The 26,060-nt window shown below is 71.3% G+C and carries 28 protein-coding genes; 13 read left to right on the top strand and 15 right to left on the bottom strand.

The window, feature by feature from the left end; translation table 11 throughout:
* Window position 1 precedes the first annotated feature (1 nt).
* On the bottom strand, window positions 2-1,345 hold the full coding sequence (locus ACFPIH_RS25350; protein WP_381167109.1) for an FAD-dependent oxidoreductase: 1,344 nt from the start codon (window positions 1,343-1,345) through the stop codon (window positions 2-4).
* 146 nt (window positions 1,346-1,491) lie between these two features.
* Between ACFPIH_RS25350 and ACFPIH_RS25345 the strand changes: the two genes are divergently transcribed.
* Entirely contained in the window at window positions 1,492-2,085 is a 594-nt protein-coding gene (locus ACFPIH_RS25345; RefSeq protein ID WP_381167107.1) for a DUF6214 family protein, read from the top strand.
* A gap of 9 nt (window positions 2,086-2,094) precedes the next feature.
* Here ACFPIH_RS25345 and ACFPIH_RS25340 read toward each other — a convergent pair whose 3' ends face one another.
* On the bottom strand, window positions 2,095-2,748 hold the full coding sequence (locus ACFPIH_RS25340) for a DUF305 domain-containing protein (protein WP_381167105.1): 654 nt from the start codon (window positions 2,746-2,748) through the stop codon (window positions 2,095-2,097).
* Window positions 2,749-2,939: 191 nt separating this feature from the next.
* On the opposite strand from ACFPIH_RS25340, the gene ACFPIH_RS25335 reads away from it, so the two are divergent.
* Window positions 2,940-4,442, top strand: coding sequence for an LVIVD repeat-containing protein (locus tag ACFPIH_RS25335; RefSeq protein ID WP_381167103.1), 1,503 nt, complete (start codon window positions 2,940-2,942; stop codon window positions 4,440-4,442).
* On the opposite strand, the gene ACFPIH_RS25330 is transcribed toward ACFPIH_RS25335, so the two are convergent.
* From ACFPIH_RS25330 to ACFPIH_RS25305, 6 genes are all read right to left on the bottom strand, one after another.
* Window positions 4,430-5,104 carry a TetR/AcrR family transcriptional regulator gene (locus tag ACFPIH_RS25330; RefSeq protein WP_381167101.1) on the bottom strand — a complete coding sequence of 225 codons (675 nt, stop codon included), beginning with the start codon at window positions 5,102-5,104 and terminating at the stop codon, window positions 4,430-4,432. The two genes, ACFPIH_RS25335 and ACFPIH_RS25330, sit on opposite strands and share 13 nt — an antisense overlap.
* A gap of 151 nt (window positions 5,105-5,255) precedes the next feature.
* Window positions 5,256-5,963 (bottom strand): phosphatase PAP2 family protein, encoded by a 708-nt coding sequence (locus ACFPIH_RS25325; protein ID WP_381167099.1) that lies wholly within the window; start codon window positions 5,961-5,963, stop codon window positions 5,256-5,258.
* Window positions 5,964-6,282: 319 nt separating this feature from the next.
* Complete coding sequence (locus ACFPIH_RS25320; protein WP_381167097.1) at window positions 6,283-7,218, bottom strand: M56 family metallopeptidase; 936 nt, start codon at window positions 7,216-7,218, stop codon at window positions 6,283-6,285.
* 78 nt (window positions 7,219-7,296) lie between these two features.
* Entirely contained in the window at window positions 7,297-7,845 is a 549-nt protein-coding gene (locus ACFPIH_RS25315; protein ID WP_381167095.1) for a DUF5134 domain-containing protein, read from the bottom strand.
* 238 nt (window positions 7,846-8,083) lie between these two features.
* Complete coding sequence (locus ACFPIH_RS25310) at window positions 8,084-8,839, bottom strand: VOC family protein (RefSeq protein ID WP_381167093.1); 756 nt, start codon at window positions 8,837-8,839, stop codon at window positions 8,084-8,086.
* A gap of 198 nt (window positions 8,840-9,037) precedes the next feature.
* Window positions 9,038-9,430, bottom strand: a complete 393-nt coding sequence (locus ACFPIH_RS25305) for a VOC family protein (protein WP_381167091.1) — start codon at window positions 9,428-9,430, stop codon at window positions 9,038-9,040.
* 79 nt (window positions 9,431-9,509) lie between these two features.
* Between ACFPIH_RS25305 and ACFPIH_RS25300 the strand changes: the two genes are divergently transcribed.
* A complete protein-coding gene (locus ACFPIH_RS25300; protein WP_381167089.1) occupies window positions 9,510-10,046 on the top strand; it encodes a GNAT family N-acetyltransferase in 537 nt (178 codons plus the stop codon).
* Here the strand turns inward: ACFPIH_RS25300 and ACFPIH_RS25295 are convergent.
* The gene (locus tag ACFPIH_RS25295) at window positions 10,030-10,701 is read right to left on the bottom strand and encodes a glycerophosphodiester phosphodiesterase (RefSeq protein ID WP_381167087.1); all 672 of its coding nucleotides are present in this window, start codon (window positions 10,699-10,701) and stop codon (window positions 10,030-10,032) included. The genes ACFPIH_RS25300 and ACFPIH_RS25295 overlap by 17 nt on opposite strands.
* 263 nt (window positions 10,702-10,964) lie before the next feature.
* Between ACFPIH_RS25295 and ACFPIH_RS25290 the strand changes: the two genes are divergently transcribed.
* The 4 genes from ACFPIH_RS25290 (at window position 10,965) to ACFPIH_RS25275 (ending at window position 14,875) form a co-directional block, all read left to right on the top strand.
* Entirely contained in the window at window positions 10,965-12,362 is a 1,398-nt protein-coding gene (locus ACFPIH_RS25290; protein WP_381167085.1) for a DUF6421 family protein, read from the top strand.
* Between the two features lie 41 nt (window positions 12,363-12,403).
* Window positions 12,404-13,150: an SDR family NAD(P)-dependent oxidoreductase gene (locus ACFPIH_RS25285; RefSeq protein WP_381167083.1), complete on the top strand. Its 747-nt coding sequence runs from the start codon at window positions 12,404-12,406 to the stop codon at window positions 13,148-13,150.
* Entirely contained in the window at window positions 13,147-14,217 is a 1,071-nt protein-coding gene (locus ACFPIH_RS25280) for a threonine aldolase family protein (RefSeq protein WP_381167081.1), read from the top strand. The genes ACFPIH_RS25285 and ACFPIH_RS25280 overlap by 4 nt, the downstream gene beginning before the upstream one ends.
* A gap of 82 nt (window positions 14,218-14,299) precedes the next feature.
* Entirely contained in the window at window positions 14,300-14,875 is a 576-nt protein-coding gene (locus ACFPIH_RS25275; RefSeq protein WP_381167079.1) for a transglutaminase-like domain-containing protein, read from the top strand.
* A 19-nt stretch (window positions 14,876-14,894) separates the two neighbouring features.
* On the opposite strand, the gene ACFPIH_RS25270 is transcribed toward ACFPIH_RS25275, so the two are convergent.
* Entirely contained in the window at window positions 14,895-15,623 is a 729-nt protein-coding gene (locus ACFPIH_RS25270) for a lysophospholipid acyltransferase family protein (RefSeq protein WP_381167077.1), read from the bottom strand.
* Window positions 15,624-15,811: 188 nt separating this feature from the next.
* Window positions 15,812-16,228: a DUF4395 domain-containing protein gene (locus ACFPIH_RS25265; protein ID WP_381167075.1), complete on the bottom strand. Its 417-nt coding sequence runs from the start codon at window positions 16,226-16,228 to the stop codon at window positions 15,812-15,814.
* Between the two features lie 75 nt (window positions 16,229-16,303).
* Between ACFPIH_RS25265 and ACFPIH_RS25260 the strand changes: the two genes are divergently transcribed.
* The 4 genes from ACFPIH_RS25260 (at window position 16,304) to ACFPIH_RS25245 (ending at window position 19,458) form a co-directional block, all read left to right on the top strand.
* Window positions 16,304-16,717: a TlpA family protein disulfide reductase gene (locus ACFPIH_RS25260; RefSeq protein WP_381167073.1), complete on the top strand. Its 414-nt coding sequence runs from the start codon at window positions 16,304-16,306 to the stop codon at window positions 16,715-16,717.
* A gap of 208 nt (window positions 16,718-16,925) precedes the next feature.
* Window positions 16,926-17,435 (top strand): flavin reductase family protein, encoded by a 510-nt coding sequence (locus ACFPIH_RS25255; RefSeq protein WP_381167071.1) that lies wholly within the window; start codon window positions 16,926-16,928, stop codon window positions 17,433-17,435.
* 218 nt (window positions 17,436-17,653) lie between these two features.
* A complete protein-coding gene (locus ACFPIH_RS25250; RefSeq protein ID WP_381167069.1) occupies window positions 17,654-18,442 on the top strand; it encodes an electron transfer flavoprotein subunit beta/FixA family protein in 789 nt (262 codons plus the stop codon).
* 53 nt (window positions 18,443-18,495) lie between these two features.
* Window positions 18,496-19,458, top strand: coding sequence for an electron transfer flavoprotein subunit alpha/FixB family protein (locus tag ACFPIH_RS25245; protein WP_381167067.1), 963 nt, complete (start codon window positions 18,496-18,498; stop codon window positions 19,456-19,458).
* Between the two features lie 58 nt (window positions 19,459-19,516).
* Here ACFPIH_RS25245 and ACFPIH_RS25240 read toward each other — a convergent pair whose 3' ends face one another.
* Window positions 19,517-20,440, bottom strand: a complete 924-nt coding sequence (locus ACFPIH_RS25240) for an endonuclease/exonuclease/phosphatase family protein (protein WP_381167065.1) — start codon at window positions 20,438-20,440, stop codon at window positions 19,517-19,519.
* 183 nt (window positions 20,441-20,623) lie between these two features.
* On the opposite strand from ACFPIH_RS25240, the gene ACFPIH_RS25235 reads away from it, so the two are divergent.
* Window positions 20,624-21,940, top strand: a complete 1,317-nt coding sequence (locus tag ACFPIH_RS25235; RefSeq protein WP_381167063.1) for a DUF6986 family protein — start codon at window positions 20,624-20,626, stop codon at window positions 21,938-21,940.
* A 17-nt stretch (window positions 21,941-21,957) separates the two neighbouring features.
* On the opposite strand, the gene ACFPIH_RS25230 is transcribed toward ACFPIH_RS25235, so the two are convergent.
* The 3 genes from ACFPIH_RS25230 to ACFPIH_RS25220 form a co-directional block, all read right to left on the bottom strand.
* A complete protein-coding gene (locus ACFPIH_RS25230) occupies window positions 21,958-22,347 on the bottom strand; it encodes a VOC family protein (RefSeq protein ID WP_381167061.1) in 390 nt (129 codons plus the stop codon).
* 86 nt (window positions 22,348-22,433) lie between these two features.
* Window positions 22,434-23,171, bottom strand: coding sequence for a hypothetical protein (locus ACFPIH_RS25225; RefSeq protein ID WP_381167059.1), 738 nt, complete (start codon window positions 23,169-23,171; stop codon window positions 22,434-22,436).
* 7 nt (window positions 23,172-23,178) lie between these two features.
* Window positions 23,179-24,216, bottom strand: coding sequence for a LacI family DNA-binding transcriptional regulator (locus tag ACFPIH_RS25220; RefSeq protein WP_381167057.1), 1,038 nt, complete (start codon window positions 24,214-24,216; stop codon window positions 23,179-23,181).
* A 233-nt stretch (window positions 24,217-24,449) separates the two neighbouring features.
* Between ACFPIH_RS25220 and ACFPIH_RS25215 the strand changes: the two genes are divergently transcribed.
* A complete protein-coding gene (locus ACFPIH_RS25215; protein ID WP_381167055.1) occupies window positions 24,450-25,394 on the top strand; it encodes an ROK family protein in 945 nt (314 codons plus the stop codon).
* Window positions 25,395-26,060: the final 666 nt, after the last annotated feature.

The following is a 26,060-nucleotide window of genomic DNA, read 5'->3' as shown; positions in this document are numbered from 1 at the left end:
CCTACACGGACTGCCGGCCCGCCGCGGCCCGCAGCGCGGCCCAGTCCGGCAGCTTCACCACACCCCGCCCCAGCGAGGCCCCGAGCTCCGCCTCGGCCCGCTCGATCGCCAGCCACCCCTCCCACCCGACCGGCTCGGCCCCGGCGGCCATCAGCAGCGGCAGCGCGTCCCCCGGCACGTCCTTGCGTACGAGTTCGGCGGCGTCCGCGAGCAGCGAGGTCACCGTCTCCTTCGCGCACGGCCTGTTGGTGCCGATGACCCCGGTCGGACCGCGCTTGATCCAACCCGCCACGTACTCGCCCGGCGCCACCGAGCCGGCCCGCAGCACCCGCCCCGCGAGGTGCGGCACCGTGCCCCGCGCCGTGTCGAACGGCAGCCCCTCCAGGGGCACTCCGAGATATCCCACCGACCGCAGCACCAACTGCGCCTCGACGTCCTCGAACCGGCCGGTTCCGGTGACCCCGCCCAGGCCGTCGGGCGCCGTCCGCTCGAAGCGCACCGCACCCACCCGCCCACCGTCGTCGAGCAGTTCGACGGGCCGCAGGAAGAACCGGAGCCGGATCCGCCGCCGTACGTCGCGCTCCGGCCGGGCCGTCCACCCGCGCATTGCCTCCACGTTGCGGCGCTGCGCCGGCGGCAGCCCGGACGGGTCGCCGTACGCCGGATCGAGCGCCAGCTCCGACTCGTCCACGACCACGTCGGTGTCCGGCAGGCCGCCGAGCTCCCGCAGCTCCTTGGTGGTGAAGCGGGCCTGGGACGGGCCGCGCCGGCCCACGGTGTGGATCTCCGCGATCCCGCTCGCGGTGAGCGCGGCCAGCGCCGCCTGGGGCATGTCCGTGGGGCTCAGCTCGGCCGCGCCGCGTGCCAGGATCCGGGTGACGTCCACCGCCACATTGCCCACACCGATCACCACGGCCGAGTGGACGCCCCGCAGGAAGTCCGAGGGCACGCTGTCGGGGTGGGCGCTGTACCAGGACACGAACTCCGTCGCCGACCAGCTGCCGGGCAGTTCCTCGCCGGGGATGCCGAGCCGGCGGTCGGCCGCCGCGCCCACGCAGTACACGATCGCGTGATACAGATCGCGCAACCGGGCGACGGACACCCCGCCCGCGCCGACCGTGACCCCGCCGAGGAACCGCACCCGCTCGTGCTCCAGCACGGTCCGCAGGTTGCGCTGCAGGGACTTGATCTTCTCGTGGTCGGGGGCGACGCCGTACCGCACGAGGCCGTACGGGCACGGCAGCCGGTCCAGGACGTCGACGACTACCGCGGGATCCTGCTGGACGAGGCTCTGGGCGGTGTAGACCCCGCTGGGCCCTGAGCCGACGACGGCGACACGCAGCACTGCGGAACTCCTTACCCCGGGGGCCGGAGGAGATCGCCCGTACCTCCAGCATCGCACCGCCGCCGCTCCGCTGTCAGGGTGCTGTCCGGCCGGGGCGCGTGCGTGTCCGTTCGTATGGAAAGTGATCATGCGGTTACGTTGCGTATGTGCTAGAAGCATCGTTTCTTAGTCTTTCTGATCGTTCCGCCGAGGACGGCACGGTCTCGGTGCGGCCGGCGTGGGAGGTGCAGGAGGGCGACGACGGCGCCACGGCCTGGTTCGACGTCCGGCTGGCGTTCACCGACGGGGCGTGTGTGGAACTGCTGGCGGTGGTGTCCGGGGGGCGCGTGTCCATCGAGGACGTCCGGGCCAGGCCCGCCCTTTCCCTGGTCGACCTGACGGTGCTCGCCGACTGGATCGAGGGCCCGCTGTTCGAGCGATGCGCCGAGGGTGTCCCGGCGTCCGACGGCGCGGACGGCCCGAGCGCCGCGTATCGCCCGAGCGCCACGTATGGCGCGGGTGGCGAGGGTGAGATCGGCGACGGGGCGGAGGCCGGCCCCCGCAGGGCCCGCCCCTCCTGGCCGCGTGGCGTCGAGGGGCGCTGGCTGGTCGCGCAGGAGTACCGCGCCGCCCAGGAGGACGGTGCCGACCCGGTCCTCGCGGTGATGTGCGCGACCGGGCACAGCCGGCGCAGATCGCTGCGGCTGATCGCCCAGGCGCGTGACGCGGGCTATCTGAGCCCACGTCATATCCGGCGCTGAGGAGCGGACTTACCGCCCGTCGGTGCCCTGCATGTCCCGCATCCGTGCGATCTCACTCGTCTGCTGTGCCACCACGTCGTCCGCCATCTCCTCGACCAGCAGGTTGTTGCCCTGCGCCTTGACGTCCGTGGCCATGCTGATCGCGCCCTCGTGATGGGTGATCATCAGGGTGAGGAAGAGGGTGTCGAAGGCCGTGCCGTGCGCCGCCCGCAGCTTCTTCAGCTGGGCCTCGGTCGCCATTCCCGGCATCGCGGTGTGCTCGTGGCCGCCGTCCGTCTCCGCCTTGCCGTGGGTCTTCAGCCAGCCCTTCATCGCCTCGATCTCCGGTCCCTGGGCGGCGGAGATGCGCAGGGCCAGGCGCTTGAGATCCGCCGATCCGGCCTGGTCCGGGGCGAGTTCGGTCATCTCCAGGGCCTGGGTGTGGTGCCGGATCATCATCCGGGCGTACGACACGTCCGCCGAGTTGGGAGTGTCGTCCTCGGCGCGCTGCTTCGCCGCGTCCTGCGCGGAGAGCGTCCGGTTCGCCTCGCCCGGCTTGCCCGGCACGATCACCGAAGGACCGGTCGCGGCACCCGACTTGGCCTCATCGCCGGAGTCGCAGCCCGCAAGGGCGAGCACGAGCAGCACGGCCGCGGTGGCGAGGGATGCGCGACGGACGGACACAACGGCCTCCTGGGACAGGCGAGTTGACGATCTCGGTCTTCCCGCATCGATCTTCCGGCTTCGGTCTTCCCGCTATTGATCAGGGAAATTCATTACGAGTGCGTTGCCGACCCTTGATCTGTGCATGATGAAGACGATACTTCAGTGGACCGTGCACCGTTCCTGCGGGAACGGCAACGAGGGAGGAAGCAGTGACCCTGTTGAACGATCCCCGAACTCGGCGCAGACGTGCGGCAGTTGCCGCCGCGTGTACCGGGCTCCTGGCCGCGCTGCTCACCGCGGTACCGGCAGCCGCGACCCCCGACCCCGGGGACGGCCCGGCCGCGGAGCGCAAGGTCTCCAGCGGCGCCCAGGCCGAGGTGAGGGACGCCATCGCCGACGGCGAGATACCCGGGCAGGACGAGATCGTCCACTCCGACAACGTCGAGCACCTCACCAACATCCCCAAGGACGTGTTACCGGGCACCAATTCGGACCTCGCCTTCCAGGGCAGGTACGCCTTCTCCGGTAACTACGACGGCTTCCGCATCTTCGACATCAGCAACCCGAAGTCCCCGAAGACCGTCTCCCAGGTGCTCTGCCCCGGCTCGCAGAACGACATCTCCGTCTCCGGTGACCTGCTGTTCCTGTCCACCGACTCCTCGCGCAGCGACAGCAGTTGCAACAGCACCACGCAGCCCGCGACCGAGAAGTCCTCCTGGGAGGGCATGAAGGTCTTCGACATCAGCGACAAGAAGAACCCGAAGTACGTCGCCGCCGTCGAGACAGCCTGTGGCTCGCACACCCACACCCTGGTGCCCGAGCGCAAGAACGTCTACGTCTACGTCTCCTCGTACTCGCCCAGCGCCACCTACCCCGACTGCCAGCCGCCGCACGACGGCATCTCGGTCATCAAGGTGCCGCGCAAGGCCCCCGAGCGGGCGGCCATCGTGAACTTCCCCGTCCTCTTCCCCGGTGAGGGTCCGGACGGCGGCGGCAACCCGGGCTCGCCCACCAACCCGGGCGTGTCCAAGACCACCGGCTGCCACGACATCACGGTGCTGCCCGAGAAGGACCTGGCGGCCGGCGCCTGTATGGGCGACGGCATCCTGTTCTCCATCAAGGACCCGGAGAACCCCAAGGTCATCGACCAGGTCCAGGACAACGTGAACTTCGCGTTCTGGCACTCGGCGACCTTCAACCAGAAGGCGAACAAGGTCGTCTTCACCGACGAGCTGGGCGGCGGCGGTGCGGCCACCTGCAACGCGGCCATCGGCCCGAACCGCGGCGCCGACGGCATCTACGACATCGTCGGCAAGGGCGACAAGCGCAAACTCGTCTTCCGCAGCTACTACAAGATCCCCCGCTACCAGGCCGACACCGAGAACTGCGTCGCCCACAACGGCTCGCTGATCCCGGTCAAGGGCAAGGACCTCATGGTCCAGGCCTGGTACCAGGGCGGCGTCTCCGTCTGGGACTTCACCGACTCGTCGAAGCCGAAGGAGATCGCCTACTTCGAGCGCGGCCCGCTGAGCACCACGACCATGCAGACCGGCGGCTCGTGGTCGGCGTACTACTACAACGGCTACATCTACTCGAACGACATCAGCAAGGGCTTCGACGTGCTGAAGCTCAGCGACCGGCGCACGGATCCCGCCAAGCGGGTCCATCTGCGCGAGCTCAACGTCCAGACCCAGCCGGACTACTTCGACTGACCGTCGTGTGCCGGATCCGTCGCGAAGAAGCGCGACAGATCCGTGTCGCACCTCCCGCCGGGCGCCTCGGCGTCCGGCGGGTGCCCCATCTCCCAGTCCAGCCGGTAACGCTCGAACAACTCGGCGCGCAGGGTCGCCAGCGGCAGCGCCGCGTTCGGCAGCACCATGGTGTAGACGGCGCCCATGAGCTGGGAGCGCAGCATCGGGTAGTCGTGGCCGACGTCCAGCGAGCCGTGCCGGGCCGCGGTGTCGCGCAGCAGCTCCGCCAGCCGCTGCTGCTCCGGACACTCCACGAACCCCTCGGCGTGCAGCATCCCGGCCATGTGGTCGCGCATCAGCACCGTACGGTCCCGGGCCAGCCCCAGAATCGCGTCGATGGCCCGCGCCATCCGCTCCCGGCCGTCCTCGGTGCGCGGCTCCCGCTCCAGCGCCTCCTCCAGCGTGCGGTGCATCAGCCGGTGCACGGCCGACTGCACCAGTCGGCGCTTGCCGGGGAAGTAGTACGACACCAGCCCGCGCGCCGAGCCCGCTCGATCCGCTATGTCACCGAGCGTCGTCGCCTCGTATCCGCGCTCGCCCACCAGTTCCACGGCCGCCTGCAGCAGCCTCTCCCGTGAACGGCGCCGCAATTCTTCATTGACCGAGGCGCTGCGCGGGGACATCCTGTAACTCCTGCGTTGACTGGTTGCCAGCCAACTATACTCAGCGCATCCCGGCGACTCCGCACGGAGCCGGACCGGGCTGCCGTCCGCTCTGGGCGACGCGGGGGATCGTCCAGAGTGGGCGCACCTTCGCCCCGATGGTGGCCTGGGGCTACCGGAATGTGGGTTCGCCGGGCGCTGGGTCGCTCACGGGGCGCCACCGCAGGTGGGCCGAGACGGCCAGGGTGACCACCAGCGCGCCCAGGAGCCAGCCGCCGAGCACGTCCGAGGGCCAGTGGACGCCGAGCCAGACGCGGGTCAGGCCCACGCCCACCACGGAGACCACGGCCACCGTCACCGCCGTACGCCACAGGACGCCGTCGACGCCGTGCCGGCGGAGGAGCCACAGCAGAAGCCCGAACACCACCGTGGCGGTCAGGGCGTGTCCGGACGGGTACGCCGCGTAGTGGGCGGAGTCGACGGGGTCGGGCCAGACCGGGCGCTCGCGGCCGACCGCCGCCTTCAGGCCCTGCTGGAGCAGGGTGCCCAGTGCCGACGTGAGGACCAGCCAGCCGGCCGTCCACCAGTCCGCGTGCCGCCATACCAGCCACACCGCGACCGTGGCCCCCAGCAGACGCATGGTCACCGGGTCCCACACCCAGTCCGTGAGGATGCGGCACACCCGAGTGATGTCGGGCTCGGCCACGGCCCAGCGATGGGTGGTGCGGGAGACGGCGTCGTCGGCGGAGAGCAGAGGCTGCCACTCCGCCGCGACCAGGGCGAGGAGGAAGGCCGAACACACCCCCAGCACCACGGAGACGCGTACGGCCGTGCGCGGCGTCGGCGGGCTGGGCGGCGAGTCGACGTGCAGGGAGTGCATACTGCGATACTCGCCGACCCGTGGGGCCGAATGCGAACCCGGGGTCCTTCGACGCGGTCCGGGGCGGGGTCGGCCCGGCGGGTCGGGGGTGAACTCGGGGTGCACCCCAGCCCGTACGGCGAGGGGTGTGCCTTCGGTCCGTCCTGCGAAGGCTCCGCCCAAGGGGCTGGGGAGGTGAACCCCGGTGCCCTGGCCCGTCTGGTGAGGTTCGGTTCAGTGGGCTTGGGGCGGACCTGGTGTGCCTTCGGCCCGTCCGGCGAGGGCTCCGCCCAGCGGGCCGGGGGTGGACCCCGGGTGCCCCCGGGCCGTCCCGGAAGGCTCAGCCCAGTGCTCGTAGGCCGGGTACCAGTGCCACCAGGACCGGGATCACCGGGACCAGCGAGGCGGCCGCCGTCAGCCGCAGTCGACGGCCCGCGGTGAGCCGGTTCGGGGGTGTGAGCAGCCGGTTCACGCGGTGCGGGACATGCGCCTGCGGAGTGGGGGAGGGGCCGAACACCCCGCGGTCCTCGTTGAGTTCGACCAGCGCGAGGGCCGTCGTGAGCCGGCCGAAGCGGCGGGAGGCCATGTCGTCGGCGGCGAGTTCGACCAGCCGGTGCATCTCGGCACGGAACGCGGCGAACACCGGCACCCGCGGAAACCCGTTGGCCAGCGCGGACGACGAGTGCAGCAGCCAGTCGTGCCGTGCCTGCGCGTGCCCCTGCTCATGCGCGAGTACGGCGTCCAGCTGACGCCCCTTCAGACGTTGCAACGCGGCAGTGGTGACCACCAGTTGGGGAGCCGCACCCGGCAGCCACCACGCGTCGGGCCGCACGCCCTCCAGCACCACGAGCCGCCCCGCCGCCGGCTCCTCACCCGGCAACAACGGCGCCCGCAGCAGCAGTTCGGCCCGCCGTGAGCGACGCCGGGTCCGGGCCCGCGCGACCTCCCGGACGAGCATCGCACCGCTCCACAGCCCGCCGCAGGCCAGCGCCACCGCGGTCGCCGCGGCCCAAGGCCCGGTCGGACCAAGGGCGTAGGCCTCCACGACCCCGTGCGGGGCCGAAGCGAAGACGTGTCCGCGCACCGCCTGCCAGGCCGACGCCGCGCTCAGTGTCATCGACAGCGCACAGCACAGCAGCACCGCCACCACCACGCACTGCCACACCCACAGCGCGACCACCGGTTCACGGTCCGGCCAGTCCGCCCGGGCGAGCAGCCGGGGCGCGCCCACAGCGGTCAGGGCGCCGAGCAGCAGCAGGACCGCGGGGACCATCATGAGCAGCACCCTATGAGCGGGCCACCGCTCAGGGGTACGACTTGTTACGGCAAAGTGACGCAGACCACGAGGCGCTGGTCACATCGTGAGCAGCATCGCCAGCATCCCGATCCCCATCGACAGCCGGCAGGCCCGCACGAGTTCCGGCCGGTCCCCCCAGGCGAGGGCCGTCCCTCCGATCCCGGCTCCGGCCACCGGCAGCAGCCGGACGCCGGAGACGAGGACGTACGCCGTGAAGTACAGCAGCAGCACGCCCGTCAGCAGCGGGACCCCGGAGCGGGGACCTCCGTGCTCGTGCGCGGGGGAGGCCGCCATCACCGCCGCCATGTAGACCATCGCCGAGGCACCCACCAGGTGATGCAGATGGTGGGCGCTCACGCGGGCCGCCCACAGCGCCCGCAGCGCCGCCGCGCCGAACACCGTGGCGTAGACGGCCCAGGCCCAGCCGGGCGGGGCGAACACCGCCGCGGGCACCGCCATCACCGCCATCCCGAACCCCATGAGCGCCTCGCCGCCCGCGGCCCGGCGCTGCTCCTCGACGCTGCTGCGCATCCGCAGCAGACAGTAGGTCCCGGTCGCCGCGCACAGCGCGACGAGCAGCCAGCCGGGCGAAGCCGGTCCGTGCACGCGCACCTCCCCGCTAGTCGGTCGCGTCGAGGGTTGCGATGCCCACGGCACGCGGCGCGCACGCGAGCGCAAGGAGGTACACAGGGAGCATTCGAGGGGGGCACGGCAGCTGCAACTCGCCTACGAGGCCTACGAGACCGCCGTACCGGAACCCTGCACGGCGACCGGCAGGGCGAACCCGCCGATCCGCCTGCGGACACACCCAGGCGTTGCGGGCCCGAGTTCCGAAGCCCGAGGCTCAGGCATTGCGGTACACACCGAACACCGCCCCCTGCGGATCCCGCAGCACCGCGATGCGCGGACCGGCCGGCACCGTGGTCGGTTCCGTCAATGCGGTGCCGCCCGACTTCACCGCCGTATCCGTCGACGCCTCCACGTCGGCCACCGCGAAGTACGGCAGCCAGTGCGTGGGCACCTCGGGCGGGAACCGGTCGTCCATCGTGATCATTCCGCCGAAGTCGGCGCCGCCGACACCCCACTGGAGGTAGTTCTCCGAAGAGCGCACGGTCCAGCCGAAGACGGTCGTGTAGAAGGTCTCCGCCCGGACGGGATCGCGGGTCAGCAGCTCCACCCAGCCCAGCGAGCCGGGCGCGTTGAACAGCCCGGCACCCGGGAAGGTCCCCGCCTGCCACAGCTGGAACGCGGCACCCGCCGGGTCGAGGGCGACCACGAACCGGCCCACGTCGAACACGTCCATCGGACCGACCAGCACCCGGCCGCCCGCCTCGGTGAGCAGCCGCCCGCTGACGTCGGCGTCGGTCACCGCGAAGGACACGCTCCAGGCGCACGGCTGAGCCTCCTGGTACAGCGGGGTCAGGGCCGCCACGGCCGCCTCGCCGAGGTGCGCGACCGTGTAGCCGCCCGCCTCCTGCCGCGGATCCGTCTCCGCGCGCCAGCCGAACAGCTCCGCGTAGAACCGTTCGGCCGCCTGAAGGTCGCTGGTTCCCAACTCGGCCCAGCAGGGCCCACCTGGGACGGGTGCGTCGAGCTTCATGGCGTTCCTTCCGGCCGTCGGATCGGGAACCCCTACCAGCACGCTAGCCCCGCCCCCGCCCACCGGCATCCGCTGACCAGGACCCGGGGCCTGTCGGGCGGACCATGCCGGAGAAGCGGGGCCCGGCGCGCTCACCAGGGCCGATCCGGTACCGCCTTCCTCCGGCCGGATCCGCCGGACAGGCCCTCGCCCGCCGCCTCAGATCCCCGGCCGGTACCGGATCGGATGGTCCGCGGGCACCTCCACCAGCACGATCGGTGTGCCGTCCGGATCCTCGATCCACATCTCGACCAGCCCCCACGGCTCCCGCACCGGCGGCCTGACGATCCCGACCTCCTTCGCCCGCAGTTCGTCGTGGGCCGCCGCGACATCCGGCACCTGGAGCCACAGCCGTACGGCCGGGTCCGGCGGGCCCTCGGAGTGGCCCGAGAGCTCCAGGAAGCCGCCGCCGAGGAAGTAGACGACCCCGCGCTCCGGCCCCGTACCGAACTCGCGGTATACGGCGAGGCCCAACTGCTCGCCGTAGAAGGCACGGGAGCGCTCGGGGTCGGTGGGCCGCAGGAGAGTCCTGCTGCTGAGTACGTGCACCATGCATCCGGAGATTAGTGGCAGCATGGCGCTCGCCGCCCCGCGACCCGTAGCCGGAGATCACAGATCGGAGTGCCCCACCATGGAAAGCGCCGCCGCACTCACCTTCCGCGACGCCACCGACGCCGACGTGGACGCGCTGGTCGCGCTCGTGGAGTCGGCCTACCGGGGGGACGACAGCCGGGCCGGCTGGACCACCGAGGCGGACATCCTCCAGGGGCAGCGGACCGACCCCGAGGGCGTGCGGGAGGTCATCAAGTCGCCCGACAGCCGGCTGCTGACCGTCGAGCGCGAGGGCCGCGTCGTCGCCTGCTGCCAGCTCGAACACCGCGGCGACCACGCCTACTTCGGCATGTTCGCGGTCAGCCCCACGCTCCAGGGAGCCGGCCTCGGCAAGGTCGTCATCGCGGAGGCGGAGCGGCAGGCCAGGGAGATCTGGGGCGCCACCGAGATGCACATGACGGTGATCTCCGTGCGGGAGGACCTCATCGCCTGGTACGAGCGGCGCGGTTACCGCCGTACCGGACGCACCAGCCCCTTCCCCTACGGCGACGAGCGCTTCGGCATCCCGCAGCGCGCCGACCTGGAGTTCGAGCTGCTGGTCAGGAAACTGGTCTGATCTCCGGGTAGTCGGTGGTCGCGCCGTCCAGCTCCAGTGCCCGTACGAGCCGCAGCTGCGACTGGGTGTTGACCACCCAGCCGATGACCCGCAGATCGCGCCGGCGGGCCTCCTCCACGATCTCCAGGGTGACCCGCCGCAGGTTCAGACAGACCGTCGTGGCGCCCACGTCCCCGGCGCGGGCAACGATGTCGAGGCCGTAGCGGCTGCCGATCAGCGCGGTGCGCACCCCGGGCACCAGCCGGGCGATCTCGGCCAGCGCCTCGTCGTGGAACGACGACACCTCCACCCGCTCCGCCAGGTTGCGCTCGCGCATCACCTCGGCCAGTGCCCGCGCCGCCTGCACGTCCTTGATCTCGGCCTGCAGCGGCAGCGCCACCGCGTCCAGGACCTCCTCGAACACCGGCACGCGCTCCCCGCGGCCCGCGTCCAGCGTGCGCAGCTCCTCGAGCGTCTGGTCGGCGATGGGCCCGGTCCCGTCGGTCGTCCGGTCCACGTCGGGGTCGTGCATGATCACGAGCGCGCCGTCCTTGCTCAAGTGAAGATCGAGCTCGACGACGTCCAGGCCGGCCTGCTCGGCGGCCACGAAGGAGCGCAGGGTGTTCTCGGGCTCGACACCCATGACTCCGCGGTGACCGATGGTGACGAAGTTCAAGACGGGACTCGCTTCCGTCGACGGCGCGGGTGGAGAAGTCCGCAGCGTAACCGCCCACCGCCCGTCATGGACACGTGTAGACCGCCAGACGTTGTCCGTCGTGCGAGCGCATCGGCGGAAGTATCTGCCTCGTCGATGTCCGGCAGGAAAAAGTGCGGTGAAGATGCGGTCACGCAGGACAATCTCCCGAGGCCGCACTTGCTGGAGGAAACCTCAGACGCATACGGTGTCCATACGCGAGGTTCTCCAGTGGAGGGTGGGACATGACGGAAATTCTTGTGCAGGCGGCTGTGGGGGAGAAAGTTCCTCCGGCGGTCAGGGTGATCGAGCACCCGGCGTGGCCCGTGCTCAAGGATGCCGTGGAGCGGATCCGCCCCTGGCAGTCCAAGGACGGCTCGGTCGACCTCACGGCCGAGGGCGCCCCCGGGCGCGCGGAGGCCGAGCGGGCCGTCCGTGCCGTGTCCGGGGCCGTGGAGCAGCTGTCGCCGCTGCTCCCGCACGACGGCGACTACCACCGGGCCCTGGTGCGGGATCTGCGCGCCTGGGCCGAGAGCGGCTTCGGCGTGCCGGACTTCCTCGACTCCCTGCTGGCCTTCCAGCCGGCCGCGAACCGCCGCGACGGCCTCCAGCATCTGGTCGTCTTCCCGATGTACACGCAGAACGGCAACCCGGACCGCAACCTGGAAGCGGTCGTGCTGCGCATGGTCTGGCCCGAGTGGCTGGCCGACCTGGAGCGCACCCGCTACGACAACCCGCTGTTCTGCGGCATCACCTTCGAGGACTTCACGTCCGGTTACGACACCAACTCGGCCGTGCTCTTCCCGGAGACCATCGCCGTCCGTCAGGCACCGGAACGTTTCTCCTGGGGTGGCATCTTCTGCGACCGCGAGGCCGCCCGCTTCCGCCGCGTCACCGACGCCGCCGTCGGCATCCTGGGCATGGAACTGCCCGAGGACATCGCCGCCATGGTCCACGACCAGAAGCGCTGCGAGGAGGCCTTCGTCCTGTGGGACATGGTCCACGACCGCACCCACAGCCACGGCGACCTGCCCTTCGACCCCTTCATGATCAAGCAGCGCCAGCCGTTCTGGATGTACGGCCTGGAGGAGCTGCGCTGCGACCTCACCGCCTTCAGGGAAGCCGTGAAGCTGGAGACCGACGGCGTCCCGCAGGCCCGTGACGTGCAGTACGCGGTGCTCTTCGACCGTATGTTCCGCTTCCCGGTCACCGGCGACCGCGTACGCAACTACGACGGCCTCGGCGGCCAGCTCCTCTTCGCCTACCTGCACAAGCACGACGTCGTCCGCTGGACCGACAACAAGCTGCACATCGACTGGCAGCGCGCCCCGCAGGTCACCAACCAGCTCTGCGCCGACATCGAGAAGCTCTACCGCGACGGCATCGACCGCCCGAAGCTGGTCCACTGGTTCGCCGGGTACGAGCTGGTCGCCGCCTACCTCGCCCCGCACCCGGGCTCGAAGTGGGCCAAGGGCCCCGACGCCCTGGACCTGACCCAGCCCCCGCGCAAACTCGTGGATGACGTGCTTCCCGACGAGTTTCCGCTCAGCATGTTCTATGAGGCACTGTCCAAGAAGCTGAAGAACGTGATCGCCTCCACCAAGGGCATCACGGCGGACGGCGCCGAGCGGATCGCCGCGTGAGCGACCGCCGTACCGAGAACACTGCTCAGGAGGCGAGGAACATGGGGAACGGGGCACTCAGCGGTGCGGTGATCGCGGTGGCCGGCGCGGGCGGACCCGCAGGCCGGGCGGCACTGCTCAAGCTCGCCCGGCAGGGCGCGACGGTCGTCGGCTCGGACAACGACCCCGAGCGCCTTGCGGAGGCCGTCGACCACGCCCGCTACGAGGCCGGCGGCGCCACCGTCACCGGCGACACCGTCGACCTGCTCGACCTGAAGTCGACCCATGAGTGGGCCGCCCGCATCGAACACGACTTCGGCCGTGTCGACGGCCTGGTCCACCTCGTCGGCGGCTGGCGCGGCAGCGAGACGTTCATCAAGACCAGCCTGGACGACTGGGACTTCCTGGAACTGCTGCTCGTCAAGACCGTGCAGCACACCTCGCTGGCCTTCTTCGAGGGCCTCCAGCGCAGCGAGCACGGCCGGTATGTGCTGATCAGCGCGGCCGGCGCCTCGAAGCCCACCGCGGGCAACGCCGCCTACGCCGCCGCCAAGGCCGCCGCCGAGGCCTGGACCCTCGCGCTGGCCGACGCCTTCCGCAAGGCCGGGGGCGCCGAAGGACCCACCTCCGCGGCTGCGATCCTGGTGGTGAAGGCGTTGGTGCACGAGGCGATGCGCGCCGACCGGCCCAACGCGAAGTTCGCGGGCTTCACGGACGTCAGGGATCTGGCCGAGGCCGTCGCCGGAGTCTGGGAGAAGCCCGCATCCGAAGTGAACGGACAGCGTCTGTGGCTCACCGAGCAGCCGTGAACCCTCCGAAGACCGACGCGCGCCGCCATCACGACCCGGACGTCCGCGGTTTCGCCAGCGACAACTACGCCGGGGCCCACCCGGAGGTGATGGCCGCCCTGGCCCTGGCCAACGGCGGCCACCAGGTCGCCTACGGCGAGGACGACTACACCGAGAACCTCCAGCGGATCGTCCGCAGCCACTTCGGCCCCACGGCGGAGGCGTTCCCGGTCTTCAACGGCACCGGCGCCAACGTCGTCGCGCTCCAGGCGGTCACCGACCGCTGGGGAGCGGTGATCTGTGCCGAGAGCGCCCACATCAACGTGGACGAGGGCGGCGCGCCCGAGCGGATGGGCGGTCTGAAGCTGCTCACGGTCCCCACGCCCGACGGCAAGCTCACCCCCGAGCTGATCGACCGGCAGGCCTGGGGCTGGGACGACGAGCACCGTGCCATGCCGCAGGTCGTCTCGATCACCCAGAGCACCGAACTCGGCACCCTCTACACCCCGGACGAGATCCGCGCGATCTGCGACCACGCCCACGCCCACGGCATGAAGGTCCACCTGGACGGCTCCCGCATAGCCAACGCGGCGGCCTCCCTGGACGTCCCGATGCGGACGTTCACCAACGCCGTCGGCGTCGACATCCTCTCCCTCGGGGGGACGAAGAACGGCGCGCTGTTCGGCGAGGCGGTCGTGGTGATCGACCAGGACGCCGTCCGCCGTATGAAGCACCTGCGCAAGCTGTCCATGCAGCTCGCCTCCAAGATGCGCTTCGTCTCGGTGCAGTTGGAGGCGCTGCTCGCCAGGGATCTGTGGCTGCGCAACGCCCGGCACGCCAACGAGATGGCCCAGCGGCTCGCCGAGGGCGTGCGCGCCGTGCACGGCGTGGAGATCCTCCACCCGGTGCAGGCCAACGGGGTCTTCGCCCGGCTGCCGCACGAGGTGAGCGAGCGACTGCAGAAGCGGTTCCGGTTCTACTTCTGGGACGAGGCGGCGGGCGTCGTGCGCTGGATGTGCGCGTTCGACACGACCGAGGAGGACGTGGACGCCTTCGTCGCGGCGGTCAAGGAGGAGATGGCCCGCTGAGGGGTGGAAGTTGATGCATAGATATGCGGTCACCTGAAAAGTCATTGACGCTCGGGTGATCACGTTTCTATGCTTTCCCCCCATGGAGCTGATCCAGGAGAACCCCGACCTGTCCGCCTACTTGGCTGCTGGCGAGGTCATCGACCACGACCATCCGCTCGTCAGGGAAACGGCCGCCAGGCTGGCCAAAAATGCCACTGACTCGTATGCCTATGCACGGCTGGCGTTCGAGTTCGTCCGCGACGAGATTCCCCACTCGCAGGACTCGGGCGATCCGCGCGTCACCTGGCGCGCCTCCGACGTGCTGGAGCAGCGCACGGGCATCTGCTACGCCAAGGCCCACGCGCTGACCGCGCTGCTGCGGGCAGAGGACATCCCTACGGCGCTGTGCTACCAGAAGTTCGACGTGGTGCACGGTCTGGTCGCCGTCCGCTTCAACGGCGCCTGGCACCGCCAGGACCCGCGCGGCAACAAGCCGGGCGTGGACGCGCGGTTCTCACTCGACGGCGAACAGCTCGCCTTCCAACCGGATTTCGCGGCGGGCGAGCTGGACCACCCCGTGCTGTACGCGGCACCTCACCCGGCGGTGCTGGACGCGCTCAGGGCCGCGCCGGACCGGCCGTACCTGTGGGAGACGCTCCCGGGCGAGCTGCCCTGAAGCGTCCCTCCGACGGGCCTCAGTGGGCGTCGGCCTCGCGCACCTGCTCCGGCGTCGGCGCCGTACCGCCCAGGTGGGCCGGCATCCACCAGGTGTCGTTCGCGTCCTTCGGGCGGACCGGGTAGGCCCGCTGAGCGGCTTCCAGGAGCTCCTGGACCCGCTCGCGCAGCTGACGGGTGATCGCGCCCGCGTACTTGTCGCGGGACGCTTCGATCGCCTCGCCCACCCGGATGGTGACCGGGGTGTGGCTGCGCTTGAAGTTGCGCGGGTGCCCCTTGGTCCACAGCCGCTGCGTCCCCCACACGGCCATGGGGATCAGCGGGACGCCCGCCTCCTGGGCCATCCGCGCGGCACCCGACTTGAAGCTCTTCAGCGTGAACGACTGCGAGATGGTCGCCTCCGGGAAGACCCCGACGATCTCGCCCGAGCGCAGCGAGTCCAGCGCGTGCTGGTAGGCCGCCTCGCCCTGCTTGCGGTCCACGGGGATGTGCTTCATCCCGCGCATCAGCGGCCCGGAGATCCTGTGGCGGAAGACGGCCTCCTTCGCCATGAAACGAACGAGACGTTTCTGCGGGAGCGCGGCCAGGCCGTCGAAGATGAAGTCGAGGTAGCTGATGTGATTGCTCACCAGCACGGCACCGCCCGAACGCGGGATGTTCTCCGAGCCCTTGCAGTCGATCTTTAGGTCCCAGGCCTTGAAGAGGGCCTGGGCCAAGCCGACGACGGGACGGTAAACGAGCTCTGCCATGGGCGGGGCGGACCCTTCCTTCTGCCCGGGAAGGTGTTCCTCCCGCGGGCAAGTTACGCAGCCGTAGGTTTACGGCATCTCGCAGATGGTGCCCGAAGAACGGCCGGGGGGCCACCCCTGGTGCCCGGCCGGGACGAGATCCGCGTCACTTGGCCCCCTCTTGTCCACCTCGGGCTTTTAAGCCCCCTTTACTGCGTGCGTACCGTCACCCGCCTGACGAGCAGGTACATCTCGCAGCCCAGGCAGTATCCGAAGGCGGCATTGAGGAAGGCGGCTGCCAGCGCCGCGCCGGTCGCCGCGAGCCCCAGCCACTCCGGGCCCAGCGTCAGGCCGACCAGCCCCACACCCGCGAAGGCAAGGCCCACCGCCTGCGCGAACCGCGGCGGCTCCGGCGCCTCGAACTCGGCCGGCGGCCCGATCCGCGGCCGTACGGCCGTACGGAACACCCAGCCGTAGGGCGAGCGGCCCACTCCGCCCGCCGCGCCGAGCGCGAACGCCAGCGTCTGCCAGGCCAGCAGCCAGGCACTGCCCGTGATCAGCACCGCCGCGAGCACTACCGTCGTCACGGCGGCCCCGAAGCGCGGGCCTCTCGCATCTATGTCCATGAATCAAGCATTCCGTATGGGAAAGGATTCCTGGGCGCGGGAATCTTTGCAGTCTCGTGAACGCTGGAGCGGCTGATGACCGGAGTGATGGTGTGCGTGGCGGTGCTCGCGGCGGCGAGCGCCTTCGGAGTGCTGCATCGGCGGCGGAGCGGGAGGGTACGCGTGCGTGCGCGCGACGACGAGAAACGGCTCGGCGCCGGCCGGCTGGGCGGCGAACTGGGGGAGCGGGCCACGCTCGTGCAGTTCTCCAGCGCCTTCTGCGCGCCCTGCCGGGCGACCCGCCGGGTCCTGGGCGAGGTGGCGGGCATGGTTCCCGGGGTCGCCCACATCGAGATCGACGCCGAGGACCGGCTGGACCTCGTACGTGAGCTCGACATCCTCAAGACCCCGACCGTCCTGGTCCTCGACGCCGCCGGCCGCGTCGTGCGGCGCGCCACCGGCCTGCCGCGCAAGGCCGATGTCATCGCGGCACTGGGGGAGGCGGTGTGACGGGCCGTCGGGGGAGGGGAAGCCGGCATTCGGATCCCGGGACGTACTTGACTGCGCGTACCACCCGTCGTCAGCCTGACCACATGCCCGAGGAACTCCTTCTCCACGCGCGGGTGCACGTCGACCTGGTGCGTACCGCGAGCGCGCGCTGTCCGGGCCGTTGAGCACCCACGGACCCCGACGCCCCTCCCCGCAGAAGGACAACTCCATGACGGCCACTCCCGGCCTCGGTACCGCCCGGCTCGCCTCCCCCGAACTCCTGCGCTCCGTCTTCCGGCGGCACGCGGCAGGAGTCGCCGTGATCACCGCCGCCGGCGCGTCCGGTCCGGTCGGCTTCACGGCCACCTCCCTCACCTCCGTCTCCGCCGAGCCCCCGATGCTCTCCTTCGGCGTCGGCACGGGTGCCTCCAGCTGGCCCGCGATATCCGGCGCCGAGCATGTGGGGGTGCACCTGCTCGGCGACCACCAGCAGGAACTGGCCGCCACCTTCGCGCGCAGCGGCGCCGACCGCTTCGGCACGCCGACCGTGTGGCGCGAGGGTCCGGAAGGAGTCCCCGTCCTCGACGACGTGCTCGCCTGGCTGGTGTGCCGGGTCGTCGCGCGCGTGCCGGCCGGGGACCATCGCATCGTGCTGGCCGAGGTGGTCCTGGGTGATCCGGAGGGCGTGGGCCGGCCGCTGCTCTACCACCAGGGGCGGTTCACCGCTCTGCGGGATTGATCACGGCCCGGCCCTCCTGCGAACCCGTCGAGTTCCGGTTACGCTGCGTTGCAGACGTCACAGTTCAAAGCGCTTGCTTAGCGGGCAGGAACTGGGTGTACTGACGAGTAATATTTCGTTCGGAGCGCGGGCCGCCCCGATCGGGATCGGCCGCTTGTGGCGCCTATGCTGCCTGAAAGAAGGCAGCCGAGAACTGACGATGCAGTAGGAGAGCCGGCGTGAGCTTGAGGATCGTTGTCACTGTGAAGTACGTGCCCGACGCCACTGGCGACCGGCACTTCGCCGATGACCTGACCGTCGACCGGGACGACGTGGACGGTCTGCTCTCCGAGCTCGACGAATACGCCGTCGAGCAGGCGCTGCAGATCTCCGAGAACTCCGACGACGACGTGGAGATCACCGTCCTGACGGTGGGCCCCGAGGACGCCAAGGACGCGCTCCGCAAGGCCCTCTCCATGGGCGCCGACAAGGCGATCCACGTCGAGGACGACGACCTGCACGGCACCGACGCCATCGGCACCTCCCTGGTGCTCGCCAAGGCCATCGAGAAGGCCGGCTACGACCTCGTGATCTCCGGCATGGCCTCCACCGACGGCACGGCCGGTGTCGTCCCGGCCCTGCTGGCCGAGCGCCTGGGCGTCCCGCAGGTCACGCTGCTCTCCGAGGTCTCCGTCGAGGACGGCACGGTGAAGGGCCGCCGCGACGGCGACGCCGCGAGCGAGCAGCTGGAGGCCTCCCTGCCGGCCGTCGTGTCGGTGACCGACCAGTCGGGTGAGGCGCGCTACCCGTCCTTCAAGGGCATCATGGCCGCCAAGAAGAAGCCGGTGCAGGCCTGGGACCTGTCCGACCTCGAGATCGAGGCGGAGGAGGTCGGCCTGGAGGGCGCCTGGACCAAGGTCGACTCCGCGGCCGAGCGCCCGGCCCGCACCGCGGGCACGATCGTCAAGGACGAGGGCGAGGGCGGCAAGCAGCTCGCCGAGTTCCTCGCGAGCCAGAAGTTCATCTGAGGCTCGACCCGCCGAACCGCCCCTCAACTTCGTTTCGCAGGAGAGCAAATCCCATGGCTGAAGTCCTCGTCTACGTCGACCACGTGGACGGCGCCGTCCGCAAGCCCACCCTCGAGCTGCTGACCCTCGCCCGCCGCATCGGCGAGCCGGTCGCCGTCGCGCTGGGTGCCGGCGCGGAGAACACCGCCGCCGCGCTCGCCGAGCACGGCGCGGTCAAGGTCCTCACGCACGACGCGTCCGAGTACGCCGACTACCTGGTCGTACCGAAGGTCGACGCGCTGCAGGCCGCCGTCGAGTCGGTCTCCCCGGCCGCCGTCCTGGTCCCGTCCTCCGCCGAGGGCAAGGAGATCGCCGCCCGCCTCGCGCTGCGCATCGGCTCCGGCATCATCACCGACGCGATCGACCTCGAAGCCGGCGACGAGGGCCCGGTGGCCACCCAGTCGGTGTTCGCCGCGTCCTTCACCACCAAGACCCGTGTCGCCAAGGGCACCCCGGTCATCACCGTCAAGCCCAACAGCGCCGCCGTCGAGGCCGCCCCGGCCGCGGGCGCCGTCGAGGCCCTCGCCGTCTCCTTCTCCGCCCAGGCCACCGGCACCAAGGTCACCGGCCGCACGCCCCGTGAGTCGACCGGCCGCCCGGAGCTGACCGAGGCCGCGATCGTGGTCTCCGGCGGCCGTGGCGTCAACGGCGCGGAGAACTTCGCGATCATCGAGTCCCTCGCCGACTCCCTCGGCGCGGCTGTCGGCGCCTCCCGCGCCGCGGTGGACGCCGGCTGGTACCCGCACACCAACCAGGTCGGCCAGACCGGCAAGAGCGTGTCCCCGCAGCTCTACATCGCCAACGGCATCTCCGGCGCCATCCAGCACCGCGCCGGCATGCAGACCTCGAAGACCATCGTGGCCGTCAACAAGGACGCCGAGGCCCCGATCTTCGACCTCGTCGACTACGGCGTCGTCGGCGACCTCTTCGACGTCGTCCCGCAGCTCACCGAGGAGATCAACACCCGTAAGGGCTGATCACCGCAAGGCTGTCCGAGGCCCCCGTGACCGCGCAGGTCACGGGGGCCTCGCACGTTCACTTGAAGCTCACCGTCGCCAGCACCGGCAGATGGTCGCTCGGATAGCGGCCGTCCACGGTGAAGGTGTCGGTCCACGCCCGGTGCACCGTGACGTCCGGCGTCGAAAGGATCCAGTCGATGCGCTCGCCGTCGGGCCTGAGCGGGTGCCAGCCGTTGAACGTCCCGAACACCGGCCCGGTCTGCTGTGCCGTGTCCCAGGTGTCCACGAGCCCGGAGTCCAGCAGGGTGCCGTAGGCCTGGTCGGTGTGGGCGACGGCGTTGAAGTCGCCGGTCAGCAGGACCGGACGGGAGGGGCCCAGCCCCCTGATCCGCTCGGCGATCAGGGCGGCGGCACGCACGCGTGCGTACTCGCTCCGGTGGTCGAGATGGGTGTTGAGGACGTGGAACTCCCGTCCCGGGTGCAGCCGGTCGTGGAAGAGGACCCGGGTCACCAGTCGGGGGAAGGCCGCGCCCCAGGTGTTGGAGTCGGGCACGTTCGGCGTGTCGGAGAGCCGGAACACATCGTGCTCGAGGGGCTTGAGCCGGCGGACGTCGTAGTAGATCGCCACCGACTCCTCGTCACCGCTGCCCGGGGTCCCGATCCAGTCGTAGTGCGGGCCGAGGTCGGCCCAGACGGCCTGGATCTGCTGGAACTGGCCCTCCTGGGTGCCCATGACATGCGGGGCGGTCCGCCGTAACAGTGCCCGCATCACCGGGCGGCGGTGGACCCAGCTGTTGCCGCCCTGGTCGACCGGGACCCGGAGGTTGAACGTCATGATCTTCAGCGGGGGAACGGGCCTCGGCTTCGAGGGCGGGGCCGGCGACGGGCTCACCCGGCGCGGCGTGTCGGCCCCGACCACACCCAGCAGGGGTACGGCGACGGCTGCCGCGACCATCGTTCTCAGTCCCGTCCGCCGGCTCGGCCCCGCGGTGCCTGTCATGTGTCCCCTCTCGCCCCGTGGGCCAGGATGGAGGTGGGAAGGGTGCGTACGGAAGAGGAAAGGGATGCGTAAGTGATCACACGCGACCGTGGGGTGGACGGGGTGTTGACCCGCCGAAAGGTCCACGGCAAGCTGCGTTTTGCGGACTGTTGATTCCATGAAGCGGAAAACAGGAGGGTACGGATGGGGAAGGGCCCACAGGAGACGGTGACGACGGAGACGGTGACGACGAGCCTCGCGGGCACCGTCAGCGAGGAGATCAGCGCCTCCCTCGCCCCGGTCGACGCCGAACTCGAGCGTCGCTACCCCGGAGACCCCGGCACCCGCCAGCCCGTCCACACCGTCTACGTCCCCGCCGACGCCTTCGCCGCCGACACCGTCCGCACCTGGGGCGACCGCGCCCTCGCCGCCCTCGACGAACACGCCCCCGACGCCGCCTCCTTCGCCGCCTGTCTCGGCCTCTCCGACGGACTCGCCGTGCCCGTGTACGCGCGCGTGCGGGCCAAACTGGAGCGCGAGCCGATCGAGGACCTGCGGGTCGACTTCGAGGACGGCTACGGCCCCCGCCCCGACGCCGAGGAGGACGCGGCGGCGGCCCGGGCGGCCCGGCTGGTGGCCGAGGCGTACGCCAAGGGCACGGCCGCCCCGTACATGGGCATCCGTATGAAGTGCCTGGAGGCCGCCGTCCGCGACCGGGGCATCCGCACCCTCGACATCTTCCTCACCGGCCTCATGGAGGCGGGGGGCCTCCCCGAGGGCCTGGTGCTGACCCTGCCCAAGGTGACCTACCCGGAGCAGGTCACCGCCATGGTGCGGCTCCTGGAAGCCTTCGAGAAGGCCCGCGATCTGGCACCGGGGCGGCTCGGCTTCGAGATCCAGATCGAGACCAGCCAGGCCGTCCTCGCCGCCGACGGCACCGCCACCGTCGCCCGCATGATCCAGGCCGCAGAGGGCCGCGCCACCGGCCTGCACTACGGCACCTTCGACTACAGCGCCTGCCTCGGAGTGTCCGCCGCCCACCAGGCCAGCGACCACCCGGCCGCCGACCACGCCAAGGCCGTCATGCAGGTCGCCGCGGCGGGCACCGGCGTACGCGTCTCGGACGGCTCCACCAACGTGCTCCCCGTCGGTACGACCGAGAAGGTCCACGACGCCTGGCGGCTGCACTACGGCCTCACCCGCCGGGCCCTCGCCCGCGCCTACTACCAGGGCTGGGACATGCACCCCGCCCACATCCCCACCCGCTACGCGGCTGTCTTCGCCTTCTACCGCGAGGGCTTCGCGCAGGCCGCCGAGCGCCTCTCCCGGTACGCGGGCCGGGTCGGCGGCGATGTGATGGACGAACCCGCCACCGCCAAGGCGCTCAGCGGCTATCTGCTGCGCGGACTGGACTGCGGGGCCCTCGACCTCGCCGAGGTTGCCGACGCGACCGGGCTGTCCCGGACGGCCCTGGAGGGCTTCGCGGCACCTCGGCGAGGCGATCTGACGGTTTCCGGCTGACCGGGTACCGGCTTCCGCTACTTCCCGGGGAACGTGTACGGGTGCGTGATGATCTCCATCCCGTGCCCGGCCGGGTCCATGAAGTACACGCCCCGGCCGCCGTGGTGGTGGTTGATCTCACCGGGCTGCTTGCCGTGCGGATCCGCGAAGTACGTGACCCCGGCCGCCCGGATCCGGGCGAACGCGGCGTCGAACTCCTCGTCGGAGACGAGGAACGCGTAGTGCTGCGTGACGATCGACTCCGCGGGGATCGTGGCGAAGTCGAGGGTGACTCCGTTGGCGGTGTCGACCGGGACGAACGGACCCCACTCGGTGCCGACTTCGAGTCCCAGAACGTGTGCCAGGAACTCGGCGGACTCCCGGTTGTCGCGGGAATGGACGATGGTGTGGTTCAACTCGACGGACATGTGTGGAATGCCTCCGTAAGGCAAACTCACGGGCGCCTCCATGCCTCACCCGGACGGTGACCGACACGCGATGCCGTACTCCGATCCTAACCGCACCGCAGGTGTTCGAGCCCGGAGTCCGTCACCATCTTCTCCTCCGCGAACAGCCGGGTGCCCCGCTCGCACCGGGTCGGGTCGGCCCGGGCGCGGGCGCAGAACTCCTCCGGGGAGGCACCGAAGAGCCGCCTCAACTCCGGTGAACCGGCCAGGAGTTCGGTGATCAGGGGGCGCTGTCCCGGATGGCTGCGCGGGGCGCCGGCACCGTTGTGCAGCACGCCGTGGCGGTTCACGTACGAGAACACCTCCGGCAGGGTCTCGCCGTTCTCCAGCTCCACCCGGAACGCCGGTTCCGACAGCACGACCCGGTCGTAGTTCGGCTCGGTCGCGTCCACGGCTGCGAGTTGCTCGCCGTCCAGCCAGATGACGAACAACTCCCGTGCCGTACCAGGGGCGTTGACGGGAGATGCTGAGACGTACCCGACGCGGCTGACGTGTGCCGAGACCCCGACACCGATGCCCGTGACCCGGGTCCGCACCATCGGGATCGGTGAGACGATCCCCAACTCGGCCATCTTGTGCCGCAGCTGACCGGGGGAGGCGTTGGAGCCGACCGCCAGGACCGGGGTGCGGCCGGGATGCGTGAGCCGGTCCAGCGGGAGCAGCAGATCGCCGTCGAGCAGCCCCGACCCCGTCGGCCACACGCCCGGGTAGAGAAGCGGATGGTCGCGCGGCGCGTGGGCCAGGCCCAGCGCCTCCAGGGTGAGTCCTTCGCGGAGTCCGTCCATGCTCGCCTCAGTCCGCCGGGGGCAGCTCGCCCGAACCGCGGGCGACGAGCCGCGTCGGCAGTTCGATGCGCTCGGGGATGATCAGAGCGCCCTCCAACTGTCCGAACAGCCGCTCCGCCGCCGTCCGGCCGAGGGTCGCCGCGTCCTGCGCGACCACGGTGACACCCGGCTGGAGCAGGTCGGCCAGCTCCAGGTCGTCGAAGGCCACCAGGGCGACCGGACGCGTCTGCTCCGCGAGTACCCGGATCACGGTGACCGTCACCCGGTTGTTGCCGGTGAAGACCGCCGTCACCGGCGAGGGCCCGGCCAGCATCTCCTCGGCCGCCCGGCGCACCCGCCCGGGGTCGGTGGTGCCCAGTGAGACCCAGGCGTCCTCGACCGCTATCCCCGCGTCCTCCATCGCCGCCCGGTAGCCGCGCAGCCGCTCGACGGCGGTGTGGATCCGGGGCATGTCGCCGATGAACCCGATCCTGCGGTGCCCGTGCGCGACCAGGTGGGCCACGCCCTCGCGGGCCCCGCCGAAGTTGTCCGACAGAACGCAGTCGGCGTCGATCCGCCCGGCCGGCCGGTCCACGAACACCGTGGCCACGCCCGCCTTGATCTCGGGCTCCAGATAGCGGTGGTCGTCGCCGGCCGGGATCACCACCAGACCGTCCACCCGGCGCGCGCACAGGGCCAGCGCCAGCTCCTGCTCACGGTCCGGGTCCTCGGCGCTGGAGCCGTTGATGAGCAGCGCGCCGTGAGCGCGGGCCACCTCCTCGACGGCGCGGCTGAGCGGGCCGTAGAACGGGTCGGCGAGATCCTCCAGGACCAGGCCGATGCTCGCCGTACGGCCCTTGCGCAGCACGCGCGCGCTGTCGTTGCGGCGGAAGCCGAGCGCGTCGATCGACTCCTGGACGCGGCGCTCCGTCTCGGGCGTGACCCCCGGTTCGCCGTTCACCACGCGCGAGACGGTCTTGAGTCCGACCCCGGCGCGTGCCGCGACGTCCTTCATGGTCGGACGGTTGCCGTAGCGGCTGAGGGGGCGGCGGGGCGTCTCGGGCACGATGCGGGGTCCTGTTCCTGTCGTCCACGGGACGCCGTCACCCCACCGTCCACAAAATGTTGCTGAGAGGGGTGGCCGCATCCCTGGGTTTGTATGAGGATGTGGCGTCGAGCATAGAGCCTGGACAACGTTGTCAGCTGCGGGAGACACTGTTCACCGAAATCTCCGGCCATGTCCCCCACTACTGTCCGGCCGGGCCCTATTCCAGGTTGACGGGGAGAACCGAGACTTTGATGCAGACCGACCTCGTGGCCGCGCTCGACATCGGCGGCACCAAGATCGCCGGGGCGCTGGTGGACGGCCACGGCGCGATCCTGGTCCGCGCGCAGCGGCCCACACCCGCGCGGGAGAACGGCGACACCGTGATGCGGGCCGTCGAGGAGGTGCTGACGGAACTGACCGTGTCGCCGCTGTGGCCGCGCGCGTACGCCGTCGGCATCGGCAGCGCGGGCCCGGTGGACGCCTCCGCCGGCACGGTCAGCCCGGTGAACGTGCCGGGCTGGCGTGACTATCCGCTCGTCGACCGGGTGCGGGGCGTGACCGGGAGCCTTCCGGTGGAGCTGATCGGCGACGGCGTGGCGATCACGGCGGCCGAACACTGGCAGGGTGCCGCCCGCGGCCATGACAACGCCCTGTGCATGGTGGTCTCCACCGGCGTCGGTGGCGGTCTGGTGCTCGGAGGGCGGCTGCATCCCGGCCCCACCGGCAACGCCGGGCACATCGGCCACATCAGCGTCGACCTCGACGGTGACCCGTGCCCGTGCGGCGGGCGGGGCTGTGTGGAGCGGATCGCCAGCGGGCCCAACATCGCCCGCCGGGCGCTGGAGGGCGGCTGGCTGCCCGGCCCCGACGGCGACACCTCCGCGGCGGCGGTGGCGGCGGCGGCGCGGGCGGGCGACCCGGTCGCGATGGCCTCCTTCGACCGGGCCGCGCAGGCGCTGGCCGCCGGTATCGCGGCGACCGCGACGCTCGTCGAGATCGACATCGCGGTGATCGGCGGAGGCGTCGGCAAGGCGGGCGACATCCTCTTCGCCCCGCTGCGACGCGCCCTCGCCGACTACGCCACCCTCTCCTTCGTCCGCCGCCTGACCGTCGTACCGGCCCAGATGGGCACGGACGCGGGCCTGGTGGGCGCGGCTGCGGCGGCCCTGGCGGGGGTTTCCGCGGCACGGGTGTGAGGGCGTGACGGCACCTTTGTGCAGGAACGTTCAGCCGGGGCGGTGTGGGGGCGGTGCCGGGCTGTACGAGCGGATGGGCGCGCCGACGGCGATCGTCGGCGGCCGAGGCAGGGCCGGCGGGATGCCGTCGGCCGCGCGGGCGGCGGGTCGACCTTGGGGCGCGGGCAGGGCCGGCACGCGCCGCGGGGTGTGAGCCGGTGGTAGGCGGGCCGTCGCGACCTGTGGGCGCCGGGGTGTGTCGATACCGGCCGTGGGCGAGCGCCGGGGCGCAAGGGTGTGTCGTACCGGCCGTCGGTGAGCCCCGGGGCGCCGGGGTGGGTCGCGCCGGGCGACGAGCCCGGGGCGCAGGCGCGCGTTGACGGTTCCCTTGGCGGGCACGGTAGGGCCGGACGAGGCGCCGCCGGCTGCGGGCGTCAGCGGGTGAGCGGCGGGCGGTAGGCCGCCCGGGCCTGCGGCGGGCAGGCGTCTGCGGGGCGTGTGTCGGCGGTGCGCGGGCCGTGGGGGGTGCCGTGGCGGAGGGGTCGGCCGCTTGCGGGTGTTGCCATGGGCGTGGAGGCCGGCCGTTGGTAAGGGGCGGGTGTGAGTGCGCGGCGGCAGGTGTTGGCCGGGGGGTCTGGGGGTGGGGCGCGTCGCAGCTGTTCGGTCTCGGCTGTCACATCCTGATGC

The organism is Streptomyces vulcanius (assembly GCF_042653945.1).
Classification (GTDB): Bacteria; Actinomycetota; Actinomycetes; order Streptomycetales; family Streptomycetaceae; genus Streptomyces; species Streptomyces mangrovi.
This window is presented reverse-complemented; position numbering and strand designations above follow the sequence as displayed.

Excerpts from the sequence above, each read along its gene's own strand:
- ACFPIH_RS25285 (WP_381167083.1), top strand. The coding sequence starts at position 12,404 with ATGGGGAACGGGGCACTCAGCGGTGCGGTGATCGCGGTGGCCGGCGCG.
- ACFPIH_RS25230 (WP_381167061.1), bottom strand. The coding sequence starts at position 22,347 with ATGTCCGTCGAGTTGAACCACACCATCGTCCATTCCCGCGACAACCGG.
- ACFPIH_RS25275 (WP_381167079.1), top strand. The coding sequence starts at position 14,300 with ATGGAGCTGATCCAGGAGAACCCCGACCTGTCCGCCTACTTGGCTGCT.
- ACFPIH_RS25240 (WP_381167065.1), bottom strand. The coding sequence starts at position 20,440 with ATGACAGGCACCGCGGGGCCGAGCCGGCGGACGGGACTGAGAACGATG.
- ACFPIH_RS25310 (WP_381167093.1), bottom strand. The coding sequence starts at position 8,839 with ATGAAGCTCGACGCACCCGTCCCAGGTGGGCCCTGCTGGGCCGAGTTG.
- ACFPIH_RS25245 (WP_381167067.1), top strand. The coding sequence starts at position 18,496 with ATGGCTGAAGTCCTCGTCTACGTCGACCACGTGGACGGCGCCGTCCGC.
- ACFPIH_RS25235 (WP_381167063.1), top strand. The coding sequence starts at position 20,624 with ATGGGGAAGGGCCCACAGGAGACGGTGACGACGGAGACGGTGACGACG.
- ACFPIH_RS25225 (WP_381167059.1), bottom strand. The coding sequence starts at position 23,171 with ATGGACGGACTCCGCGAAGGACTCACCCTGGAGGCGCTGGGCCTGGCC.
- ACFPIH_RS25305 (WP_381167091.1), bottom strand. The coding sequence starts at position 9,430 with ATGGTGCACGTACTCAGCAGCAGGACTCTCCTGCGGCCCACCGACCCC.
- ACFPIH_RS25215 (WP_381167055.1), top strand. The coding sequence starts at position 24,450 with ATGCAGACCGACCTCGTGGCCGCGCTCGACATCGGCGGCACCAAGATC.
- ACFPIH_RS25270 (WP_381167077.1), bottom strand. The coding sequence starts at position 15,623 with ATGGCAGAGCTCGTTTACCGTCCCGTCGTCGGCTTGGCCCAGGCCCTC.
- ACFPIH_RS25260 (WP_381167073.1), top strand. The coding sequence starts at position 16,304 with ATGACCGGAGTGATGGTGTGCGTGGCGGTGCTCGCGGCGGCGAGCGCC.
- ACFPIH_RS25325 (WP_381167099.1), bottom strand. The coding sequence starts at position 5,963 with ATGCACTCCCTGCACGTCGACTCGCCGCCCAGCCCGCCGACGCCGCGC.
- ACFPIH_RS25290 (WP_381167085.1), top strand. The coding sequence starts at position 10,965 with ATGACGGAAATTCTTGTGCAGGCGGCTGTGGGGGAGAAAGTTCCTCCG.
- ACFPIH_RS25330 (WP_381167101.1), bottom strand. The coding sequence starts at position 5,104 with ATGTCCCCGCGCAGCGCCTCGGTCAATGAAGAATTGCGGCGCCGTTCA.
- ACFPIH_RS25255 (WP_381167071.1), top strand. The coding sequence starts at position 16,926 with ATGACGGCCACTCCCGGCCTCGGTACCGCCCGGCTCGCCTCCCCCGAA.
- ACFPIH_RS25265 (WP_381167075.1), bottom strand. The coding sequence starts at position 16,228 with ATGGACATAGATGCGAGAGGCCCGCGCTTCGGGGCCGCCGTGACGACG.
- ACFPIH_RS25300 (WP_381167089.1), top strand. The coding sequence starts at position 9,510 with ATGGAAAGCGCCGCCGCACTCACCTTCCGCGACGCCACCGACGCCGAC.
- ACFPIH_RS25320 (WP_381167097.1), bottom strand. The coding sequence starts at position 7,218 with ATGATGGTCCCCGCGGTCCTGCTGCTGCTCGGCGCCCTGACCGCTGTG.